Below are 18,685 nucleotides of genomic sequence, written 5' to 3' on the forward strand. Positions count from 1 at the left end.
AATCGCCGGCCGTTGCGCCGGCGATTTTCTAGCCACGAATCGAATGAGGTTTTACCCATGACTCAATACAAACGTCCTGACGAGACGGTCTTTGCATCCGGCGCCAAAACCGGAGAAGTCGAGAATTTCCCCGACATCGCCCGAGGTTGGGGCGTGTCGTTCGACCAGACCAACGGCATCCCGCCAATGGAATGGTTCAACGCGCTGTTCAAGCGCAATGACGAAGCCCTGCGCTACCTGATGCAGCGGGGTATTGCCGAGTGGTCGGCGACCGAGGATTACCCCGTGGGCGCCCATGTGCAGGAGAGCGGCAAGGTCTGGAAGGCCAAGGTCGGTAGTTCTGGAAGAAGGCCATCTCAGACTCCTTCTGATTGGATAGAGACCGCACTTACCCGAGATGCCTTAGTTACTCTGATTCAAGAGCAACTAGCTGGAGTCAAGGCTCGAGTGCGAGCAGCCAGTACTACAAATCTAAAGCTGAATGGCCTGCAGACTATCGATGGAGTTAATTTGGTTGATGGTGACAGGGTTCTAGTAAAGAACCAGATTCTTGAGGTGGATAATGGAATTTATGTGGTTTCTCTAACGGATTGGACTCGTGCTAGTGACACTGACAGTAGCGCAGATTTGCAACCAGGATTGTTGGTTTATGTTGAGAGTGGACAAGCCCAACTGAATAGTTTTTGGCAACTGGCAACCGATGGGCCAATAGTCTTGGGCTTGACTGGGCTAACTTTCGAAATGGTAGCGGGCTACACAGGAGTTGATCCCGGTACCTATCGGTCGATAACTGTAGATCGTTACGGCCGGATAACCGCAGGTAGCAACCCGAGCACATTGGCCGATCACGGTATCAGTGCTGCGACTCAAGCTGAAGCGGAGGCTGGCTCCGATAATTCTAAGCCGATGACGCCATTGCGAGTCGCTCAAGCTATTCAAAATCGGTTTGTTCAGGCGACTGAGTCAGTACTTGGATTAGCTAAAACAGCAACTCAGGCACAGATCAACGCTGGCGCAGATGATGCAACTATAGTTACACCAAAAAAAATGCGAGCTGGATTTTCTGCAAGCCTAGGTGTAAATGGCTATATCTCGTTTCCGACTTGGCTTGGAGGTTTGATTTTTCAGTGGGGGTACTATAGCGGTAGTCTTGATGACTTGACGGCGCTAATAACGTTTCCAATTCCTTTTCCAAATCTAAATATAAATGTCTCCGTAACTGCGGATGGTGGACAGTCAGGTGCAGGTTATTTTGTCGCTGCTGGTGCGCAAAAGGTGAGTGCTGCGCAATTTCGGTTGAACGGTTATGGAACCAATATGCCAACGAATGGCTATCACTGGTTTGCAATCGGATACTAAGGTTTTTACGCGGGTAAGTATTTTGTTAGTGGTAGTTGGCTCTAATGTAGTAGCCGGCAGTCGATTGATGTGGGTGGATATAGACTATCGAAGGTGATTGTTTGTGCATGCGAAAAATGAAATTCTTTTGCTGTTATCTCCCGGCGCCCATTCTTATGCGGCTGTTTTCATTTCAGCTCTATGTAGTGAGCTGTCTCGCTTCTCCCTCACCACCCCCACCCGCCAATCCGCCTTCCTCGCCCAAGCCGCCCACGAGTCCGCCGGTTTCACCCGGCTGACCGAGAACCTCAACTACAGTGCCACCGGCCTGGCCGCTACCTGGCCGGGTCGTTTCCGGGGTGCGGATGGGCAGCCCAATGCGCTGGCTCGCGGCCTGCACCGTCGGCCCGAGGCGATTGCCAATGTGGTGTATGCCAACCGCATGGGGAACGGTTCCGAGGCTTCCGGAGACGGTTGGCGGTACCGGGGCAGGGGGCTGTTGCAGATCACCGGTCGGGCCCAGTACCAGCGTTGCGGTGCGGCGCTGGAGCTGCCCCTGGTGGAGCAACCGGATCTGCTCGCCCAGCCGGAGCCGGCCGTGCTCTCGGCCGCCTGGTTCTGGCAGGTGAACGGGCTGAACGAACTGGCGGATGCCGGGGACTTCGAGGCCATCACCCGGCGCATCAACGGTGGGCTCAATGGCCTGGCCGAGCGTCGGGCGTTGTGGGCGAAGTTCCGGGAGGCGCTGGCATGAGTGCCTTCCTTTCTAGCCGCTGGCTGGCCTGGGGGCTGTGCGCTCTCGGGCTGGTCGGGTTCGGCGCGTGGATGGCGGGGCAGTTCTACCGGCCCCGGTTGGACGAGGCCCGTGCGCAGTTGGTCGCGTTGCAACAGGCCGATCAGGCCAATCGCCTGGCGTTGCTCAAACAGGGCGCGGCGATGGCCGAACTGGAGCGCCAGGGACGTGCGCGCAGCGAGCGCGCCGAGGCAGCTGTTGCCGAGGCGCGGTCCCGGTCCGCCCGTGACTACCACGCCGCCGCCCAGGTGATGCTGGAGCCCACGCCCGTGGCCGATGCCTGCGAGGCGGCGAGGCACGCGTTTGCCGAGGAGCTGCGGCGCGAGCGTGCGCCATGAACGGGGTGTGGCTATTGCCCCTGGGTCTGCTGGCCGGGTGTGCCGCGCCAGCTGTGCCGCCGCCCATGGAGGTGCGCGTGCCGGTGCCGGTTCCGTGTCGTGTCGAGCTGCCGGCTGCTCCGGCGTTTGCGGTATCGGCACTGGCGCTGGATGCGCCGATCGATCAACAGATGAAAGCGCTGCGGGCCGAACGCCTGCAGCGCATGGGCTACGAGCGAGAGCTCGTGGCCGCCCTGGACGCCTGCCGCTAGCGGGCTGTTGAACACCTGGACGCTGCTATGGCAACGCCACGGTTTATTCAGCGGCCTGCCGGGGCGGGCGTCCGTTCCCTTCCCATTCCCTGCCTTCCAGGCGCTGCTTCAGCGCCTTCCCTTGACGCAGCCTTGTTCGTCGAATGCGACGACCTGGCTGCGTCCCTTTCCTTTCTTCGGCGTGTAGTGGTAACGGGTCAGCCCGTTGCTGCGGGTGATCCGGTCCGGTTTGCCGAGCATGCTTTCCACGTCCCGTTGTGTCATCCCGGTGCGCACCTGCTTGCGCAACATTGCCTGGCGCCGTTCGGTGCCGGTGATCCGATTGCCGCAGCCGTCCTGTCGTTCCCCCACCACCGTTATTTCGCGCCGATTCTCGGCCGCTTCCTTCCGACTCCTGCGCACGATCCGTTCGGGTTTGGCCGGCGGCAGCAGGTACTCCGCTTCGCCGTGGGCAGGAGCTGTTTCCTGGCTGGCGATGCGCTGGTCGTCGGGGCAACCCAGTTGCGAGTAGGTGATGCGCCCGTCCGGGCCCTTGCAGTGGTAGATGGTGGCGGCCTGGGGCGCGTTGAGCGGTGCAGCGAGCAGCAGGGCCAGGGTAGCGACGTATCGAAGCATGAGCGGTCCTCCATGACGATGAGCCTCGAAGGTATCTGCTTTACTTGCTTCCCAACGGTGCCTCGCCAGGGCGTGACGGCGTCCCACGGAAGGTGCAAGCAATCTCAGCTTTATGCTGCAACCGATTGTTCTGGCCACGATTTTGTAACGCGCAAAATGACTGACCGGTGTTATCATTGCGCGGTCAGCCTCGCCGAGGCTTTTGGACACCCCTCATGGACTTACCCAGTAGTTACTCAAGATCTCGATTTGCCAATCGCGTATTGACTGATTGACCCTCCTTGGCGTGCGCCGCCACTGGGGGTGGAGCGCGCTATGACCGAAGTAGAAGTAAAGAAGCCTCAAGAGAGCCTGCAGGATCGCCTGGCCCAGGTGGTCGAACTGCTGCATCGCCACAAGCTGGTGGAAGACCTGACCCACCGTCAGGAAGGCCAGCACCATGACCTGGTGGAAAATCTCGTCCACCGTCAGAACCTCGCCGAACTCCAGCGCAAGCTCGACGAACTTCACCCCGCCGACATCGCCCACATTCTCGAATCCCTGCCGCTCGAAGACCGCCTGACGGTCTGGCAGCTGGTCAAGGTCGAGCGCGATGGCGACATCCTGCTGGAAGTCTCCGACGCCGTCCGCGAGACGCTGATCGCCGACATGGACGATCACGAGCTGCTCGCCGCCGCCAAGGAGATGGACGCGGACGAACTGGCGGACCTGGCCCCCGAGCTACCTCGCGACGTGATCCACGAGCTGATGGAGTCTCTCGACGCCCAGCAGCGCGAGCGCGTGCGTTCGGCACTGTCCTATGAAGAGGATCAGGTCGGTGCGCTGATGGACTTCGAGATGGTCACCATCCGCGAAGACGTCACCCTCGAAGTGGTCCTGCGCTACCTGCGTCGCCTGAAGGAGCTGCCGGGCCACACCGACAAGCTGTTCGTGGTCGATTACGACGGCATCCTCAAAGGGGTGCTGCAGATCAAGCGCCTGCTGGTGAACGATCCGGACAAGCTGGTGGCCGAAGTGATGGCCAGCGACCCGGTGAGCTTCCACCCGGACGAGGACGCCAATGACGCCGCCCAGGCGTTCGAGCGCTATGACCTGGTATCGGCACCGGTGGTCGACAAGAACGGCAAGCTGATCGGCCGTCTGACCATCGACGAGATCGTCGACCTGATCCGTGAGGAGAGCGAAAGCGAAGTCCTCAGCATGGCCGGTCTGCGCGAAGAGGAAGACATCTTCGCCTCGGTCTGGAAGTCCGTCGGCAACCGCTGGGCCTGGCTGGCCATCAACCTCATTACCGCCTTTGTCGCCTCGCGGGTGATCGGCCTGTTCGAAGGTTCCATCGAGAAGCTGGTGGCCCTGGCTGCACTGATGCCCATCGTCGCCGGTATTGGCGGCAACTCCGGCAACCAGACCATCACCATGATCGTGCGCGCCATGGCGCTGGATCAGCTGAGCCCCGGCAACACCTCGCGCCTGCTGCGCAAGGAGCTGGGCGTGGGCCTGGTGAATGGCCTGGTGTGGGGCGGGGTGATCGGCGTCGTCGCCTTCTACCTCTATGGCAGCTGGTCGCTGGGGCTGGTGATGACCGCCGCGATGACCCTCAACCTGCTGCTCGCTGCCTTGATGGGCGTGCTGATCCCCATGACGCTCGCCCGCGTCGGCCGTGATCCGGCCATGGGCTCCAGCGTGATGATCACCGCCATGACCGACAGCGGCGGCTTCTTCATCTTCCTCGGGCTGGCGACCATCTTCCTGCTCTGATCACAAGGCCCCGCACCAGCGGGGCCTTTTTCTTCCAGTCTGAAAATCCCGGGCAATAAAAAGCCGCCTCGAGGGCGGCTCTTGAATGTCGCAACGGACTCACGCTTCTTCGGCGGCGAGTTCCACGTCGTGGGCGATCAGCGCGACCAGGGCGTTCTGCTGGCGGCGGGAGAGTTGACGGAAGCGCTGAAGCAGCTCGCGCTCATGAAGGGAAAGCTCCGGGCTGTCGATCCGCATGCTCAACCCCTCATCCAGCGCGCCTTCCTGGAGCATGCTCTGCTCCAGTCGCGCGATGATTTCGGAGTTCATGCTGCGGTGGTGGTTGCGAGCCACATCGGCGATGCGTTCACGCATGCCTTCGGGCAGACGGACGACGAACTTGTCAGCGGTACGGCTGGAGTAGATAGCCTGTTTCATAGGGCGCATACATTCATAAACCGGTTAGTTCAGGGAGCGATGCTGGCAATGAGCTACGTGATTGTCACCGGTTTGACAATCCTTCGCATCAGGCGTTCCGCCCGACATCGCATTTGGCGTCAGGAGCGACCCGGCGGGTCAGTGCAACGTTTCCTTGACGTCAAAACTGTGTCGTAAATTCTGGTCTGGGTGCAGGCTTTTTGCCAGCACCAATTGTCCGAAATGCGAGTCACTGTGCAATTCGGAGCCCTGGACAGAGCGCTTGCCGGTGAATCGACCGTCAGACAGCCGCATCGTTCCGTAAGGCTGCCGAACGGTTGCCATGATAACGCCGCTACGCTGGCGTTTTGATACTGTTCGACGTTCGGTGATTCCAGGTGACCGAGGCTGCCAAAACAAGCCCGATCCCGGTATCGTGGCGGCCGTTTCCAGGCCCCTCGGTAGCGCGAGCGAGAACCCCATGAACGGCAGGCTCTTCTATCTCATCGGACCTTCAGGATCGGGCAAGGACAGCCTGCTTGACGCCGCCCGGCCGCAGTTGGCCGAGCGCGGTTGCCGGGTGGTCCGGCGGGTCATCACCCGCTCCGCCGAAGCGGTGGGGGAGGCGGCCGAAGCGGTTACACCCCAGCGTTTCAATGAACTGGAAGCCCAGGGCGCCTTTGCCATGAGCTGGCATGCCAACGGTCTTTCCTACGGCATTCCCAGGGAAATCGATGACTGGCTGGGTAATGGACTGAATGTCCTGGTGAATGGTTCCCGCGGCTATCTTCCCGAAGCGCGTAGGCGCTACCCCCAGCTCCAGGCCATTTTGCTCGACGTGGCGCCGGACGTTCTGCGCCAGCGCCTGATGCGCCGAGGGCGGGAGACCGCGGACGAGATCGAAGCCCGCCTGGCCCGCAACGCCGCCTTCACCCAGGCCCTGCTGGCCGAAGAAAGTGAAGGGCTGGTGATACTCGACAACTCCGGCGACCTGCAAACCACCCTCGAACGCCTGCTGACGATCCTCGCTACAGCGGACTAACGCAGCACCGGGTCGAACTTGACCCGCTTGCCCACCAGCAGCGCCAGCACCAGCAGCACGCCGCTGGTGGCCAGCCCGATCTTCAGGGCCTGCGCCAACCACGCGGTTTCACCCGGCTCCAGCCACAGCCCGAACGCGCACAGCACGCACACCATCAGGCAGATCAAGGCCGACTTCGACATTTCGGGCTCCTTGCACTCAAAAGAAAGGGTCGTATTCCGAGTCATCCCCATTGGGGCGCTCGGCACGTCGTTGCTTGGCCTGCTGGTCCGGTGAGGTGACGCAGTCGATCACCCAGAACGCCAGGCAGGCCGAACCAGCCAGCACCAGGACCGAGACCGGGAGCGCCAGGCTCCAGAGGGCGTAGTCGAGCTGCATCTCACCGCCCTCAGAACGACAGGCGCTCGACCGGCGTGGGCACCTGCTGCTCGGTCATGCGCAGAGCCTTGGCCGCAGGCTGGCTGGTAGCGGGTTGCCGTGCGTGCACGAACTCCATCGGTGCGATGCGGATATCGGCGATCGCCTGGCGGGTGGCGTACTGCTGGTACTGCCCGTGCAGGGCAGCGAAACCAGAAGCCACGAGCAGGGTGGCGGCGATGGCGACGAACAGGGTGAAGAGGCTGTTCATGGGAGGGTCCTGCATCCATAGGTCCTTTTGCCATGGATAAGAGCAGGTGTCGTGCCAAGCCGGATTTTATAAAAAACCCATATAAATCAGATAGTTAAATACAAAACAAAACACTCGTTCCGTGCACTTTGCAAGGTGGGGTATTCCCGGCATTGCAAATTGCACGGTGACGCGCAGGCGCTCTGGAACGGGCCTGTCGCCGGCTCAATCGAGGGGCAGTTCGGTGGTCCGCTTCACTTCGCTCATGGCGATGTTCGAGTGCGCTTCCTGCACGTGGGGGCGCTGCAGCAGATGGTCCCGCAGGAAGCGTTCATAGCCCGCGATGTCCTTGGCCACCACCTTCAACAGGTAGTCCGAGCCGCCGGCCATGGTGTAGCACTCCAGCACCTCCGGGTAGCCGACGATGGCTTCCTCGAACTCCGTCAGGTTGTTGCGGCCGTGGGCCGACAGCTTCACGTTGACGAACACGGTGATGGAAAACCCCAGGCGCTGGGGATTGAGCAGGGCGACCTTGCGCTCGATCAGCCCTTCCTCCTGCAGGCGGTGGATGCGTCGCCAGCAGGGCGACTGGGACAGCTCCACCCGTTCCGCCACTTCGGCGGCGGAGAGGTCGGCGTTGTGCTGCAACAGGCGGAGGATCTTGCGATCGATGGGGCTGAGAAGGTTGTGCATGAATCAGTCCGTAATCTTGTTCTTGTTGGATGGATCATGCGCAAGTCTGGCCTTGGCGCCCGAAAATAGAAAGAAAAAAGCAGAACCCTTCGGTCAGATTATTGGGCATGCGTTCCGGGCAGCGATCCTGCCCAGGGACGGGACGATGGCCCCAACCGTGGTCATCCTGGTCGCCATAAAAATAAAAGGAGCGCCCGCATGTCACTGGCCGAGATCCGCCTGGATGACAAATACCGCCTCGAAACCGGTCACCTCTACCTGACCGGCACCCAAGCCCTCACCCGCCTGCCCATGCTGCAGAAGCAGCGGGACAAGGCCCACGGCCTCAACACCGCCTGCTTCATCTCCGGCTACCGGGGCTCGCCGCTCGGCAACCTCGACAAGAGCCTCTGGGAGGCCAAGTCCTTCCTCAAGGACAACCACATCCACTTCCAGCCCGGCGTCAACGAAGAACTGGCCGCCACCGCCGTCTGGGGCAGCCAGCAGACCAGCCTGTTCCCCGGCGCCCGCTACGACGGCGTGTTCGCCATGTGGTACGGCAAGGGCCCGGGTGTGGACCGCTGCGGCGACGTCTTCAAGCACGGCAACTCCGCCGGCGTGTCCGCCCATGGCGGCGTCCTGCTGCTGGCCGGCGACGACCACGGCTGCAAGTCCTCCAGCATCGCCAACCAGAGCGAGCACGCCTTCATCGCCGCCTCCATCCCCGTGCTCAACCCCGCCAACGTCCAGGAGATCCTCGACTACGGGATCATCGGCTGGGAACTCTCGCGCTACAGCGGCTGCTGGGTGGCCCTCAAGACCATCGCCGAGAACGTCGACTCCTCCGCCGTGGTGGACGTCGACCCGCTGCGGGTCCAGGTCCAGGTGCCCAAGGACTTCGTCCTGCCCGAGGACGGCGTGCACATCCGCTGGCCGGACCCGCCCCTGGCGCAGGAAAAGCGCCTGAACATGTACAAGATCTACGCCGCCCGCGCCTTCGCCCTGGCCAACAACCTCAACCAGGTCAAGCTCGACTCGCCCAACCCGCGCCTCGGCATCATCACCACCGGCAAGTCCTACCTCGACGTGCGCCAGGCCCTCAACGACCTCGGCATGGACGAAGCGCTCTGCGCCCAGGTCGGCCTGCGGGTGCTCAAGGTCGGCATGAGCTGGCCGCTGGAGCCGGTCTCCGTGCACGAATTCGCCCAGGGCCTGGACGAAATCCTCGTGGTGGAAGAGAAGCGCAGCATCATCGAGGACCAGCTCACCGGCCAGCTCTACAACTGGCCCGTGGACAAGCGCCCGCGCGTCGTCGGCGAATTCGACGAGCACGGCAACTCCCTGCTGCCCAACCTCAGCGAACTGACCCCGGCGATGATCGCCCGCGTCATCGCCAAGCGCCTCGCCCCCATCTACACCAGCGAGCAGATCGAATCGCGCCTGGCCTTCCTCGCCGCCAAGGAGAAGGCCCTCGCCGCACCCAAGCACACCACCGTGCGCACCCCGCATTTCTGCTCCGGCTGCCCGCACAACACCTCCACCAAGCTGCCCGAAGGCAGCCGCGCCCAGGGCGGTATCGGCTGCCACTACATGACCCAGTGGATGGATCGCAACACCGACACCTTCACCCAGATGGGCGGGGAGGGCGCCACCTGGATCGGCCAGGCCCCCTTCACCGACACCCCGCACATCTTCCAGAACCTGGGTGACGGCACCTACTTCCACTCCGGCCAGCTGGCCCTGCGCGCCGCCGTCGCCGCCGGCGTCAACATCACCTACAAGATCCTCTACAACGACGCCGTCGCCATGACCGGCGGCCAGCCCATCGACGGCGAACTGCGGGTGGACCAGCTCAGCCAGCAGGTCTTCGCCGAAGGCGTCAAACGCATCGCCCTGGTCACCGACGAACCCGAGAAGTACCCCACCCGCGCCACCTTCGCGCCCATCGTCACCTTCCACCACCGCCGCGAGCTGGACGCCGTGCAGCGCGAACTGCGCGAGTTCAAGGGCGTCTCGGTGATCATCTACGACCAGACCTGCGCCACCGAGAAGCGCCGCCGCCGCAAGCGCGGCAAGCTCGCCGACCCGGCCAAGCGCGCCTTCATCAACCCTGCCGTGTGCGAGGGCTGCGGTGACTGCAGCGTCAAGTCCAACTGCCTCTCCGTGCTGCCCCTGGAAACCGAACTGGGCCGCAAGCGGCAGATCGACCAGAACGCCTGCAACAAGGACTTCTCCTGCGTCGAAGGCTTCTGCCCCAGCTTCGTCACCGTTCACGGCGGCAGCCTGCGCAAGCCCGAGGCCGCCGGAGCCAAGGCGCTCTTCGTCGCCCTGCCCGAGCCGCGCCAACCGAGCCTCGCCCGGCCCTGGAACATCCTCCTGCCCGGCGTCGGCGGCAGCGGCGTCACCACCGTCGGCGCCCTGCTGGGCATTGCCGCCCACATCGAAGGCAAGGGCTGCACCGTGCTCGACCAGGCCGGCCTGGCGCAGAAATTCGGCCCGGTCATCACCCACATCCGCATCGCCGCCAAGCAGGACGACATCTACGCCGTGCGCATCGCCGCCGGCGAGACCGACCTGCTGCTGGGCTGCGACCTGGTGGTCGCCGCCAGCGAAGAGGCCCTGGCCAAGCTCAACGACCGCATCGCCACCGCCGTGGTCAACAGCCACGAGGCCGCCACCGCCGAGTTCACCCGCAACCCCGACGCCCAGGTGCCCGGCGCCGCCATGCGTGACGCCCTGGTGGAGGCGGTGGGCGAAGCCAAGACCCACTTCGTCGACGCCACCCGCCTGGCCACCCGCCTGCTGGGCGACAGCATCGCCACCAACCTGTTCATGCTCGGCTACGCCTACCAGAAGGGCCTGGTGCCCATCTCCGCCGCCGCCATCGACAAGGCCATCGAACTCAACGGCGTCGCCGTCACCCTCAACCAGCAGGCCTTCCTCTGGGGCCGTCGCGCCGCCCACGACCTGCCGGCGGTGGAGAAGCTCGCCCGCCCGGCCGAGATCGAAGCCCCGCGCTGCGAAACCCTGGAAGAGATCGTCCAGTACCGCGCCGACCACCTGCGCGCCTACCAGGACGCCGCCTACGCCGAGCGCTACCGCGCCCTGGTGGAGCGCGTGCGCCAGGCCGACATCGGCGAAGACAAGGCCCTGACCCGCGCCGTGGCCCGCTACTACGCCAAGCTGCTGGCCTACAAGGACGAATACGAAGTGGCCCGGCTCTACAGCGACGCCAGCTTCCGCAAGCAGCTGGAAGCGCAGTTCGAGGGCGACTACAGCCTCGAATTCCACCTCGCCCCGTCCTGGCTGGCCAAGCCCGACCCGGCCACCGGCGAGCCGCGCAAGCGTCGCTTCGGCCCCTGGATGCTCAAGGCCTTCGACGTCCTCGCGCGCTTCCGCTTCCTGCGTGGCAGCGCCCTCGATCCCTTCGGCTACAGCCACGAGCGCAAGCTCGAACGCCAGCTGATCGACGAGTACGAAGCCCAGGTGGAACTGATCCTCAAGGAGCTGCGCCCCGGCAACTATGCCGCCGCCGTCGCCCTGGCCGAACTGCCCGAGCAGATCCGCGGCTACGGCCCGGTGAAGGAACGCGCCCTGGCCAAGGTCCGCCAGCAGGAGCAGCAGCTGCGCGCGCGCCTCACCGCCAGCGACGTGCAGGTCTTGCACCTGTTCGACCCGGCAGCCTGACGCCCGATCAGAGGCCCCTCTCCCGGTCCATGGGGGAGGGCGCCCCATCGACTTGAAACACGACCAACCCGAATCGAGGAACTCCCATGTCCGTCTTCAGCCACGTCGAATTCGACCACCACGAACAGGTCGTCTACGGCCATGACAAGGCCAGCGGCCTCAAGGCCATCATCGCCATCCACAACCGCAACCTCGGCCCCGCCCTCGGCGGCTGCCGCATGTTCCCCTACGCCGACGACGAGCAGGCCCTGCGTGACGTGCTGCGGCTGTCCCGTGGCATGACCTACAAGTCCGCCCTGGCCAACCTGCCGCTGGGCGGCGGCAAGGCCGTCATCTTCGGCGACCCGCGCAAGGACAAGACCGAAGCGCTGTTCCAGGCCATGGGCGACTTCGTCGACAGCCTTGGCGGGCGCTACATCACCGCCGCCGACTCCGGCACCGGCCCGACGGAAATGCAGATCATGGCCGAGCGCACCCGCCACGTGGCCGGCGCCAACACCCGCGAAGCCTTCGACGGCGGCACCCGCAGCGGCGACCCGTCGCCGTCCACCGCCTACGGCGTGTTCATCGGCCTCAAGGTCGCCGTGCAGCACCGCCTGCGCCGGGACGACCTCAAGGGCCTGCGCGTCGCCATCCAGGGCGTCGGCCAGGTGGGCTTCCACCTCGCGCGCCTGCTGCATGACGCCGGGGCCGAACTGTGGGTGACCGACATCGTCGAGGCCAACGTGCGTCGCGCCGTCGAGCAACTGGGCGCCAAGGCCGTCGGCCAGCACGAGATCTACGGCCTGGACGTGGACGTCTTCGCCCCCTGCGCCATGGGCGGCATCCTCAACCTGCAGACCCTCGAAGCCCTGCGCGCCCCCGTGGTCGCCGGCGCCGCCAACAACCAGCTGGCCGACGCGCAACTGGCCGAGGAACTGCGTCGCAACGGCTGCCTCTACGCCCCGGACTACGCCATCAACGCCGGCGGCATCATCGACGTGCACTACGAGCGCAGCGGCGGCAGCACCGCCGCCCTCAAGGCCCACATCGAAGGCATCGGCGCCACCCTCAAGACCATCTTCCAGCGCGCCGACCAGGAGGGCCGCACCACCACCGAGGTGGCCGACCGCCTGGCCGAAGAGCGCTTCGGGCGGATCTGAAGCGCGCGATGCCGGCGCTACAGGTCCAGGTAGAAACTGACCCCGTGGCGCCGGTACCCCAGGGACTCGTAGAAGGCATGGGCCGCCTCGCGGCCCAGCCCGCTGGATAGCACCAGCTTGTAGCAGCCCAGCGCCCGGCCGCGTTCCGCCGCCTTCTCCATCAGCGCCTTGCCCACCCCCAGGCCACGGGCCTCGGCATCCACCACCACGTCCTCGACGATGGCCGAGCGGGCGAAGTTGTGGGCCAGGTGCTCCACCAGGATCACCGTGCAGGTGCCCAGCAACTGGCCCTCCCGCTCCGCCACCAGCACCTCGCGCCCGGCCGGCAGGTTCTCCAGGCGCAGCGCCAGCAGCGTCGGGTCCGGCTGCGGCTCGTCCGGCCCCAGCTGGTGCAGCAGCAACGCCAGCGCCGGGGCATCGGCCGGGCTGGCGGCGCGCAGCTCAAGGGTCATGAAGGGGGAGTCGGGGAGGGGATCAAGGCGGCTCGGTTGCATGGTGTCGCTCCTTTTTTCCGGAAGTCTGAGCCTAGCCGGTGGCAGTGGCATGACAAAAACGCCGAGCGCCGCTAACATGCCGCCCGTTCCGATGTCCCAGTAGCTCAATTGGATAGAGCATCCCCCTCCTAAGGGGAAGGTTGGTGGTTCGAACCCACTCTGGGACACCATGAATGACAAAGCCCCGCACAGCTCGCACTGGCGGGGCTTTTTAGTGGACGCTCGTTCAACCTGGGAAAGGTGGCGGCTCCACCCCATCCATGAACAGGAATGTCCCTTTCTGCCGCTGGTATGAATCGATCAATGGCACCAAACGCTGGAAGTGCTCGGTCTGGCAGTGCCGGTCCAGCGCGGCACGGTCTGGCCATTCCTCGATGAAGATGAAATGCCCCGGGTCGCGCTGGTCGATGTAGAGGTCATAGGCGATGCAGTCGGGCTCCAGGCGAGTCTTCTCCACCAGCTCGTGGTACAGCGGCAGCACGCGGTCGATGTGCTCGGGGTGGATGAAGTCCTGGGCGATCACTTTCAGCATCGGGCGCTCCTTGGCTTGTCTCTGGAGGGCGCACGCTAGCGCCGCCGCAGGCTGATCGGCAAGGGCCAGGTAGCCGGCCCGCGGAGGGCCGGGCCGGCCGCTCACTCAGGCGTTACCGGTTTCGCCGCCGTCGTTGGGCATAGTCAGGTAGATCAGCACCACCAGCAGCGTGATGAAGAAGCGGAAGGCATCCGGCACGCCGTTCCACTGCTTCGACATCCACATCCCGAACCATTCCCCGCCCACCGACATGAAGCCCACCTGCCAGGTCAGGAAGCCCAGGGTCAGGCCGGCCACTGCCCAGCCCTTGGCCGCGCGGAACGTCTCGGCCGGTGCCTTGATCGCCCGCAGCAGGCGCACGCCGCCGATCCAGCAGAGCAGGGCGGTCAGGCTTTCCAGCGCGATGATGAAGATGTAGCCCGCGTGGTGCAGCCAGGGCGTGGTGATGGAGCGGTACATGATCTGGTTGTCGGGGAACAGCGTGTCCATCAGGAACACGTGGCGCACGAAGGCGAAGTTGGTGCCGTAGTCGGTGATGTTGCCGAAGGCGACCAAGGTGGCGAAGAAGGCCATGGCCAGCACCATGGCGGCCTTGGACAGGCGGATCAGGGTCATGTCGTTTTCCTTTGGGGTAGGGGTGACCGCGCGCCCGAGGCAAGGCAGCCGGGCTCTGGGTCGGGTCGAAGGGGGGCGCAGGGCGCGCGGGTGCGGACATCGGGACTGGAAGACCTGAGGCCGGCGCCGCGCGGGGAAGCACGGCGGCTCGGCTGGATGGAACGGCCGCACCGGGAGGCGCGCGGATTCTCGGCAGGCCAGGCCGGAGCGTCAAGGCACCGCTGACGTCCAAAGAAGCATTGCCCTGTGCGCATGGGTTGAGGATGCTGTGCGCATTTGTCGACGGTGCTGCCCATGTCCGAGACGCCTGCCCCCTCCAGCCCGCTCCCCCTGCGCACCTGGCAGCAGCCGGGCCCCTTCGCCGCCGTGCTGCTGCGGGTCCACGCCGGCAGCCATGATGCGCCCCGCGAGTGGCCGGGCCTGGCGCACTTCCTCGAGCACCTGCGTTTTCTCGGCGGCCAGCGCTTCACCCAGGGCGAGCGGCTGATGCCCTTCGTCCAGGCCTGTGGCGGCCGCCTCAACGCCAGCACCCAGGCCCACCACACCGACTTCTTCTTCGAACTGCCCGCCGACCGCCTCCAGGCTGGCCTGGAGCGGCTCGCCGACCTGCTCCAGGCGCCGCTGCCCAGCCTCGACCTGCAGCGCCGCGAGCGGGAAATCCTGCAGATCGAATACCTCAACCGGGGGCGCGACCCCTGGACCCAAGCCCAATCCGCCCTGGCTGCCGCGCTGGCGCCGGGTCACCCCCTGGCCGACTTCCATGCCGGCCACCGCGACAGCCTGGCCATCGACGCGCCCGCCTTCCAGGCCGCCCTGGCCCGGTTCGCCGAGGCCGGCGAGCGGCAGCTGTGGGTGGTCGCGCCGCAGCCGGCGGAGCAGGTGCAGGCGCTCGTCCAGCAGGCCTTCGCCGGCTGCCCGCCGGGCCAGGCGCTGCCACACCGGGCAGCACCGCCCCTGCTGCCGTTGGCCTGCCACAGCCTGCGCCTGCAACTGCCCGGCGCCCCGCGCCAGTGGCTGGCCTTCGCCCTGGAGCGCCAGCCCGAGACGCTGCCCGACGCCGTGGCCCTGCTCAGCGAACTGCTGCGGGACGAAAGCCCCGGCAGTTTCCAGGGCTGGCTGTGCGAACAGGGCCTGTGCGACGGCCTCGACCTGCACCTGACCTATCACCACCAGGGCCAGGCCCTGCTGGTGCTGGAGCTGGCCCTGGCGGATGCCAGTGCCGACACCCGTGCCCGCATCGAAGGCGGCCTGTTCGCCTGGCTCGCCGCCCTGCGCGAGCGAGAGCCCTGGGCGCGCCTCCTGCATGAGCGGCCCGCCGCGCCCCGGCAGGCGCCCCTGGAGTTCATCCGCGACCAGGCACAGCGCCACGGCACCTTGCCCGCCAGTGCCCTGGCGGCCCTGCTGGCCCAGCTTCAGCCGGCCCGCCTCGTGCGCCTGCTGGGCGATGCGCGCCCGGTGTCGGCCCGCTGCCTGTCGGCCGGTTTCGAACTGGCGCTGGAGCCCGCGCCCCTGGCGCCGCCCCTGCGCCCGGAGGTGCGCTGGCGCTTCGGCCCCGCACCGGCCTTCCAGGCCTTCGTCGCGCCGTCCCAGGCGCCCTGCGCGGCACCTCCGCTGATGCGCTGGCCGGGGGACCCCGGGCACGCCCAGCTGCTCCTGCGCTGGCGGCTGAACCCCGGCGTTCGCGACCCCGCCCACTACCCGGCACTGCAGCGCGCCTTGCGCGGGTTGCGCAGCCAGGCCCAGCAACAGGGCGGTGACCTGCTGCTGCTGGAGCAGGGGCTGGATTGGCAACTGCAGGTCAAAGGCCGTTCCGGTGACCTCCCGGCCATGCTCGCCGCCGCCCTGCGCACCCTGCTGGCACCGCCGCTGGCCGCCTGCGAACAAGGCCCCCGGCTGCTGCAGGCCGGGCGCAACCGGCTGGCTGCCGAGCTGCCGATCCGGCAGTTGCTGCAGCGCCTGCCCGAAGTGCTCGCCACCCCGCGAGGGGCCGCTCCGGCGCAGGCCGTCGTCAGCCCCGCCAGCATCCGCCGCAGCCTCGACGCCAGCCGCTGGGACGTGATCGCCCTCGGCCTGGCCGACGACGACCTGCCCAGCGTGCAGGCCCTGCTCGACGCCCTGCCCGGCGAGGCAATGCCCCGCAGCCTCGCGCCGCCGGCGCTGGCCCCCGGTTACCACTGGCATCACCTGCCGGGCCAGGGCGAACCGGCGCTGGTGCTGTTCTGCCCGGTGCCGGATCGCAGCGCCCGCAGCGAAGCGCTCTGGTACTGGCTGGGTCGCAGCCTGGAATCGCCCTTCTACCAGCGCCTGCGCACCGAGCTGAACCTCGGATACGCCGTGTTCGCCGGCCTGCGCCACGTGGCCGGCCAGGCCGGGCTGGTCTTCGCCGTGCAGGCTGCCGACACGCCGGTGCCCGAAGTGCTGGTGCAGGTCCAGGCCTTCCTCGACCAGGCACCGCCCTTGCTGGCGCAGGCCGAGCCCCTGCGCGAGGCGCTCCTGCAGGCATGGCGGCAAGCGGCCGAGGACCTGCCCGGCAACGCCAGCCCCCTGCACCTCGGCGCCCGGCCGGCGGACTGGCACCTGCAACTCGCCCTGGCCCTCGCCACCCTCGGCCCCGACGACCTGCACCGCGCCCTGGCGCGGCTGGCGGCCGGGGAGGGCGGCTGGCACCTGCTGGCCAACGCCACGTCGCCCGGCCTGCCCTGGCGCTGACCCCTCCCTCCGTCCTACTCCTTCCGCAGCGACCCGCCCCCTGTCCAAGGGGGCGGGCCCTTGGTCGTCCGCCGTTCGCGACCTCCGCCCCGGGCCCGTCCCGCGACCTTCCGCCAGGCCCGCCCGCGACCCGCCAAGGAACCGCCGAAACAGCGCCAAGGCCTCATATGGCGGGGGTTCCGGCGTTTCGATAATCGCCTCCGACACGGCCCGGACGGGTCGTCCCACACCGCGGAGAGCGCCATGCACAACAACAAGAACGCCGTCATCGGATTCCTCCCCCTCGCCCTCACCACCGGCCTGGCCCTGGCCGCCATGGAGCAGGCCAAGGCCGAGATCGTCCTCTACGACAAGGACGGCACCACCTTCGCCACCGACGGCTACGTCAACGCCTTCTACGTCAACAGCGACGTCGACCGCGAAGGCGAGCGCTACGACCGCCGGCAGTCCCGCGTGAAGATGGGGTTCCTGCCCAACTGGATCGGTTTCAACATGGGCAAGCAGGTGGATGACCTCACGCTCGGCGGCCGCGCCTCCTTCTGGGTGACCATCAACGACAGCGAGACCAACGGCACCGACACCGCCATCGACGTGCGCCAGTTCTACGGCACCGTCGCCAGCGACTGGGGCGAAGTGCTGGTGGGCAAGGACTTCGGCCTGTTCGCCCGCTCCAACATCCTCCTCGACGAACTGCTCGCCGGGTACGGCCAGGTCAGCGACACCCTCGGCCTGGTGGATGGCGGCGGCGTGTCCTTCGGCAACATCGGCAGCGGCTACCCCTATCCCTTCCCCACCTCGCAGATCACCTACCGCACCCCCAAGTCCGACGGCCTGCGCCTGGCGGTCGGCATCATGGACCCGGTGGACACCAACGACAGCAGCGCCACCGGCAAGGCCTACCAGGAGAACCCGCGCTTCGAGTCCGAACTCACCTACGAATTCGAACTGGGCGGCGCGCAGATCTACTCCTGGCTCAACGGCGGCTACCAGACCTCCGACAACACCGACCCGGCCGTGGACAGCGTCACCTCCAAGGGCCTGGGCTACGGCGTGCAGGCCAAGATGGGCGCCTTCTCCATGGTCGCCTCCGGCTTCCAGGCCAAGGGCATCAACCCCTTCTTCACCAACAACGCCGGTGAAGCGACCCTGCGTGAAGTGGACAGCGACGGCTACCTGCTGCAGGGCTCCTACCGCTTCGGCAAGAACCGCCTGGCGCTGTCCTACGGCAAGACCAAGGACGACGGCAACGGCGCGGTCAATGCCGGCGCCGACTACAAGACCCGCGGCGTCGCCCTGTTCCACGACGTCAACGACAACCTCAAGCTGGTCGCCGAATACAACCAGTTCGAGATCGACGGCCACGCCGGCAGCACCCAGAACGAAGACACTGACACCCTCGCCCTGGGCGTGGTGCTCAACTGGTAAGCCCCACCCCTCGTTGCTCCCTTGGATTGGCGGGATGGCCTCGGCCTCCCGCCTTTTTTCATGGCACCGTGGCACGTAGCCCGGGCTTCAGCCCGGGAGCCGTTGGCGGATGAAAGTCCGCCATCCACCCGAGCCCCGGCATGATGCGCTTCGTGGCCTCAGCACATCCTACGAACCGGTAGCACCCGTAGGATGGGCTGAGCTGTGCGAAGCCCATCGCGGTACCGGCAGGTGCTTCGCCGGGCGCCTTGGTGGATGGAAAAATCGTCAT

The 18,685-nt window shown here is 65.9% G+C and carries 19 protein-coding genes and 1 tRNA gene; 11 read left to right on the forward strand and 9 right to left on the reverse strand.

Going from position 1 to position 18,685, the window contains the following annotated elements; genetic code table 11:
• Window positions 1-57: 57 nt before the first annotated feature.
• The 4 genes from FBY21_RS27645 (at window position 58) to FBY21_RS27660 (ending at window position 2,720) form a co-directional block, all read left to right on the forward strand.
• Window positions 58-1,359: a gp53-like domain-containing protein gene (locus FBY21_RS27645; RefSeq protein WP_142015518.1), complete on the forward strand. Its 1,302-nt coding sequence runs from the start codon at window positions 58-60 to the stop codon at window positions 1,357-1,359.
• Window positions 1,360-1,462: 103 nt separating this feature from the next.
• Complete coding sequence (locus FBY21_RS27650; RefSeq protein WP_142016650.1) at window positions 1,463-2,092, forward strand: glycoside hydrolase family 19 protein; 630 nt, start codon at window positions 1,463-1,465, stop codon at window positions 2,090-2,092.
• Entirely contained in the window at window positions 2,089-2,469 is a 381-nt protein-coding gene (locus tag FBY21_RS27655; RefSeq protein WP_142015521.1) for a hypothetical protein, read from the forward strand. Before FBY21_RS27650 ends, FBY21_RS27655 begins: the two co-directional genes overlap by 4 nt.
• The gene (locus FBY21_RS27660; protein WP_142015525.1) at window positions 2,466-2,720 is read left to right on the forward strand and encodes a hypothetical protein; all 255 of its coding nucleotides are present in this window, start codon (window positions 2,466-2,468) and stop codon (window positions 2,718-2,720) included. Before FBY21_RS27655 ends, FBY21_RS27660 begins: the two co-directional genes overlap by 4 nt.
• Before the next feature lie 108 nt (window positions 2,721-2,828).
• Here the strand turns inward: FBY21_RS27660 and FBY21_RS27665 are convergent, their stop codons facing one another.
• Window positions 2,829-3,335, reverse strand: a complete 507-nt coding sequence (locus FBY21_RS27665; RefSeq protein ID WP_074971832.1) for a DUF4124 domain-containing protein — start codon at window positions 3,333-3,335, stop codon at window positions 2,829-2,831.
• 315 nt (window positions 3,336-3,650) lie between these two features.
• On the opposite strand from FBY21_RS27665, the gene mgtE reads away from it, so the two are divergent.
• Window positions 3,651-5,093, forward strand: a complete 1,443-nt coding sequence (mgtE, locus tag FBY21_RS27670; RefSeq protein WP_142015529.1) for a magnesium transporter — start codon at window positions 3,651-3,653, stop codon at window positions 5,091-5,093.
• Window positions 5,094-5,192: 99 nt separating this feature from the next.
• On the opposite strand, the gene FBY21_RS27675 is transcribed toward mgtE, so the two are convergent.
• Entirely contained in the window at window positions 5,193-5,519 is a 327-nt protein-coding gene (locus tag FBY21_RS27675; RefSeq protein WP_044411587.1) for an Arc family DNA-binding protein, read from the reverse strand.
• 451 nt (window positions 5,520-5,970) lie between these two features.
• On the opposite strand from FBY21_RS27675, the gene phnN reads away from it, so the two are divergent.
• On the forward strand, window positions 5,971-6,531 hold the full coding sequence (gene phnN / locus FBY21_RS27680; RefSeq protein WP_142015533.1) for a phosphonate metabolism protein/1,5-bisphosphokinase (PRPP-forming) PhnN: 561 nt from the start codon (window positions 5,971-5,973) through the stop codon (window positions 6,529-6,531).
• Here the strand turns inward: phnN and FBY21_RS27685 are convergent.
• From FBY21_RS27685 to FBY21_RS27700, 4 genes are all read right to left on the reverse strand, one after another.
• A complete protein-coding gene (locus FBY21_RS27685; protein WP_044411593.1) occupies window positions 6,528-6,713 on the reverse strand; it encodes a PA3371 family protein in 186 nt (61 codons plus the stop codon). The genes phnN and FBY21_RS27685 overlap by 4 nt on opposite strands.
• A 16-nt stretch (window positions 6,714-6,729) precedes the next feature.
• Window positions 6,730-6,909, reverse strand: coding sequence for a hypothetical protein (locus FBY21_RS27690; protein ID WP_044411596.1), 180 nt, complete (start codon window positions 6,907-6,909; stop codon window positions 6,730-6,732).
• Window positions 6,910-6,919: 10 nt separating this feature from the next.
• Window positions 6,920-7,159, reverse strand: coding sequence for a hypothetical protein (locus tag FBY21_RS27695; protein ID WP_142015537.1), 240 nt, complete (start codon window positions 7,157-7,159; stop codon window positions 6,920-6,922).
• Window positions 7,160-7,363: 204 nt separating this feature from the next.
• Complete coding sequence (locus tag FBY21_RS27700) at window positions 7,364-7,831, reverse strand: Lrp/AsnC family transcriptional regulator (protein ID WP_142015542.1); 468 nt, start codon at window positions 7,829-7,831, stop codon at window positions 7,364-7,366.
• Between the two features lie 198 nt (window positions 7,832-8,029).
• Between FBY21_RS27700 and FBY21_RS27705 the strand changes: the two genes are divergently transcribed.
• Window positions 8,030-11,497 (forward strand): indolepyruvate ferredoxin oxidoreductase family protein, encoded by a 3,468-nt coding sequence (locus FBY21_RS27705; protein ID WP_142015545.1) that lies wholly within the window; start codon window positions 8,030-8,032, stop codon window positions 11,495-11,497.
• A gap of 86 nt (window positions 11,498-11,583) precedes the next feature.
• Window positions 11,584-12,639, forward strand: a complete 1,056-nt coding sequence (locus FBY21_RS27710; RefSeq protein WP_142015548.1) for a Leu/Phe/Val dehydrogenase — start codon at window positions 11,584-11,586, stop codon at window positions 12,637-12,639.
• Between the two features lie 17 nt (window positions 12,640-12,656).
• On the opposite strand, the gene FBY21_RS27715 is transcribed toward FBY21_RS27710, so the two are convergent.
• Window positions 12,657-13,133, reverse strand: coding sequence for a GNAT family N-acetyltransferase (locus FBY21_RS27715; RefSeq protein ID WP_044411612.1), 477 nt, complete (start codon window positions 13,131-13,133; stop codon window positions 12,657-12,659).
• 93 nt (window positions 13,134-13,226) lie between these two features.
• Between FBY21_RS27715 and FBY21_RS27720 the strand changes: the two genes are divergently transcribed.
• A tRNA-Arg gene (locus FBY21_RS27720) sits at window positions 13,227-13,303 on the forward strand.
• A 56-nt stretch (window positions 13,304-13,359) separates the two neighbouring features.
• On the opposite strand, the gene FBY21_RS27725 is transcribed toward FBY21_RS27720, so the two are convergent.
• Window positions 13,360-13,665 carry a putative quinol monooxygenase gene (locus tag FBY21_RS27725; RefSeq protein ID WP_142015551.1) on the reverse strand — a complete coding sequence of 102 codons (306 nt, stop codon included), beginning with the start codon at window positions 13,663-13,665 and terminating at the stop codon, window positions 13,360-13,362.
• A gap of 105 nt (window positions 13,666-13,770) precedes the next feature.
• Window positions 13,771-14,280 (reverse strand): DUF2165 family protein, encoded by a 510-nt coding sequence (locus FBY21_RS27730; RefSeq protein WP_142015553.1) that lies wholly within the window; start codon window positions 14,278-14,280, stop codon window positions 13,771-13,773.
• A gap of 294 nt (window positions 14,281-14,574) precedes the next feature.
• Between FBY21_RS27730 and pqqF the strand changes: the two genes are divergently transcribed.
• A complete protein-coding gene (gene pqqF, locus FBY21_RS27735) occupies window positions 14,575-16,989 on the forward strand; it encodes a pyrroloquinoline quinone biosynthesis protein PqqF (RefSeq protein WP_142015556.1) in 2,415 nt (804 codons plus the stop codon).
• A gap of 243 nt (window positions 16,990-17,232) precedes the next feature.
• The gene (locus FBY21_RS27740; RefSeq protein ID WP_142015559.1) at window positions 17,233-18,414 is read left to right on the forward strand and encodes a porin; all 1,182 of its coding nucleotides are present in this window, start codon (window positions 17,233-17,235) and stop codon (window positions 18,412-18,414) included.
• The last annotated feature ends 271 nt before the right edge of the window (window positions 18,415-18,685 follow it).

This window comes from Pseudomonas sp. SLBN-26 (assembly GCF_006715895.1).
GTDB lineage: Bacteria > Pseudomonadota > Gammaproteobacteria > Pseudomonadales > Pseudomonadaceae > Metapseudomonas > Metapseudomonas otitidis.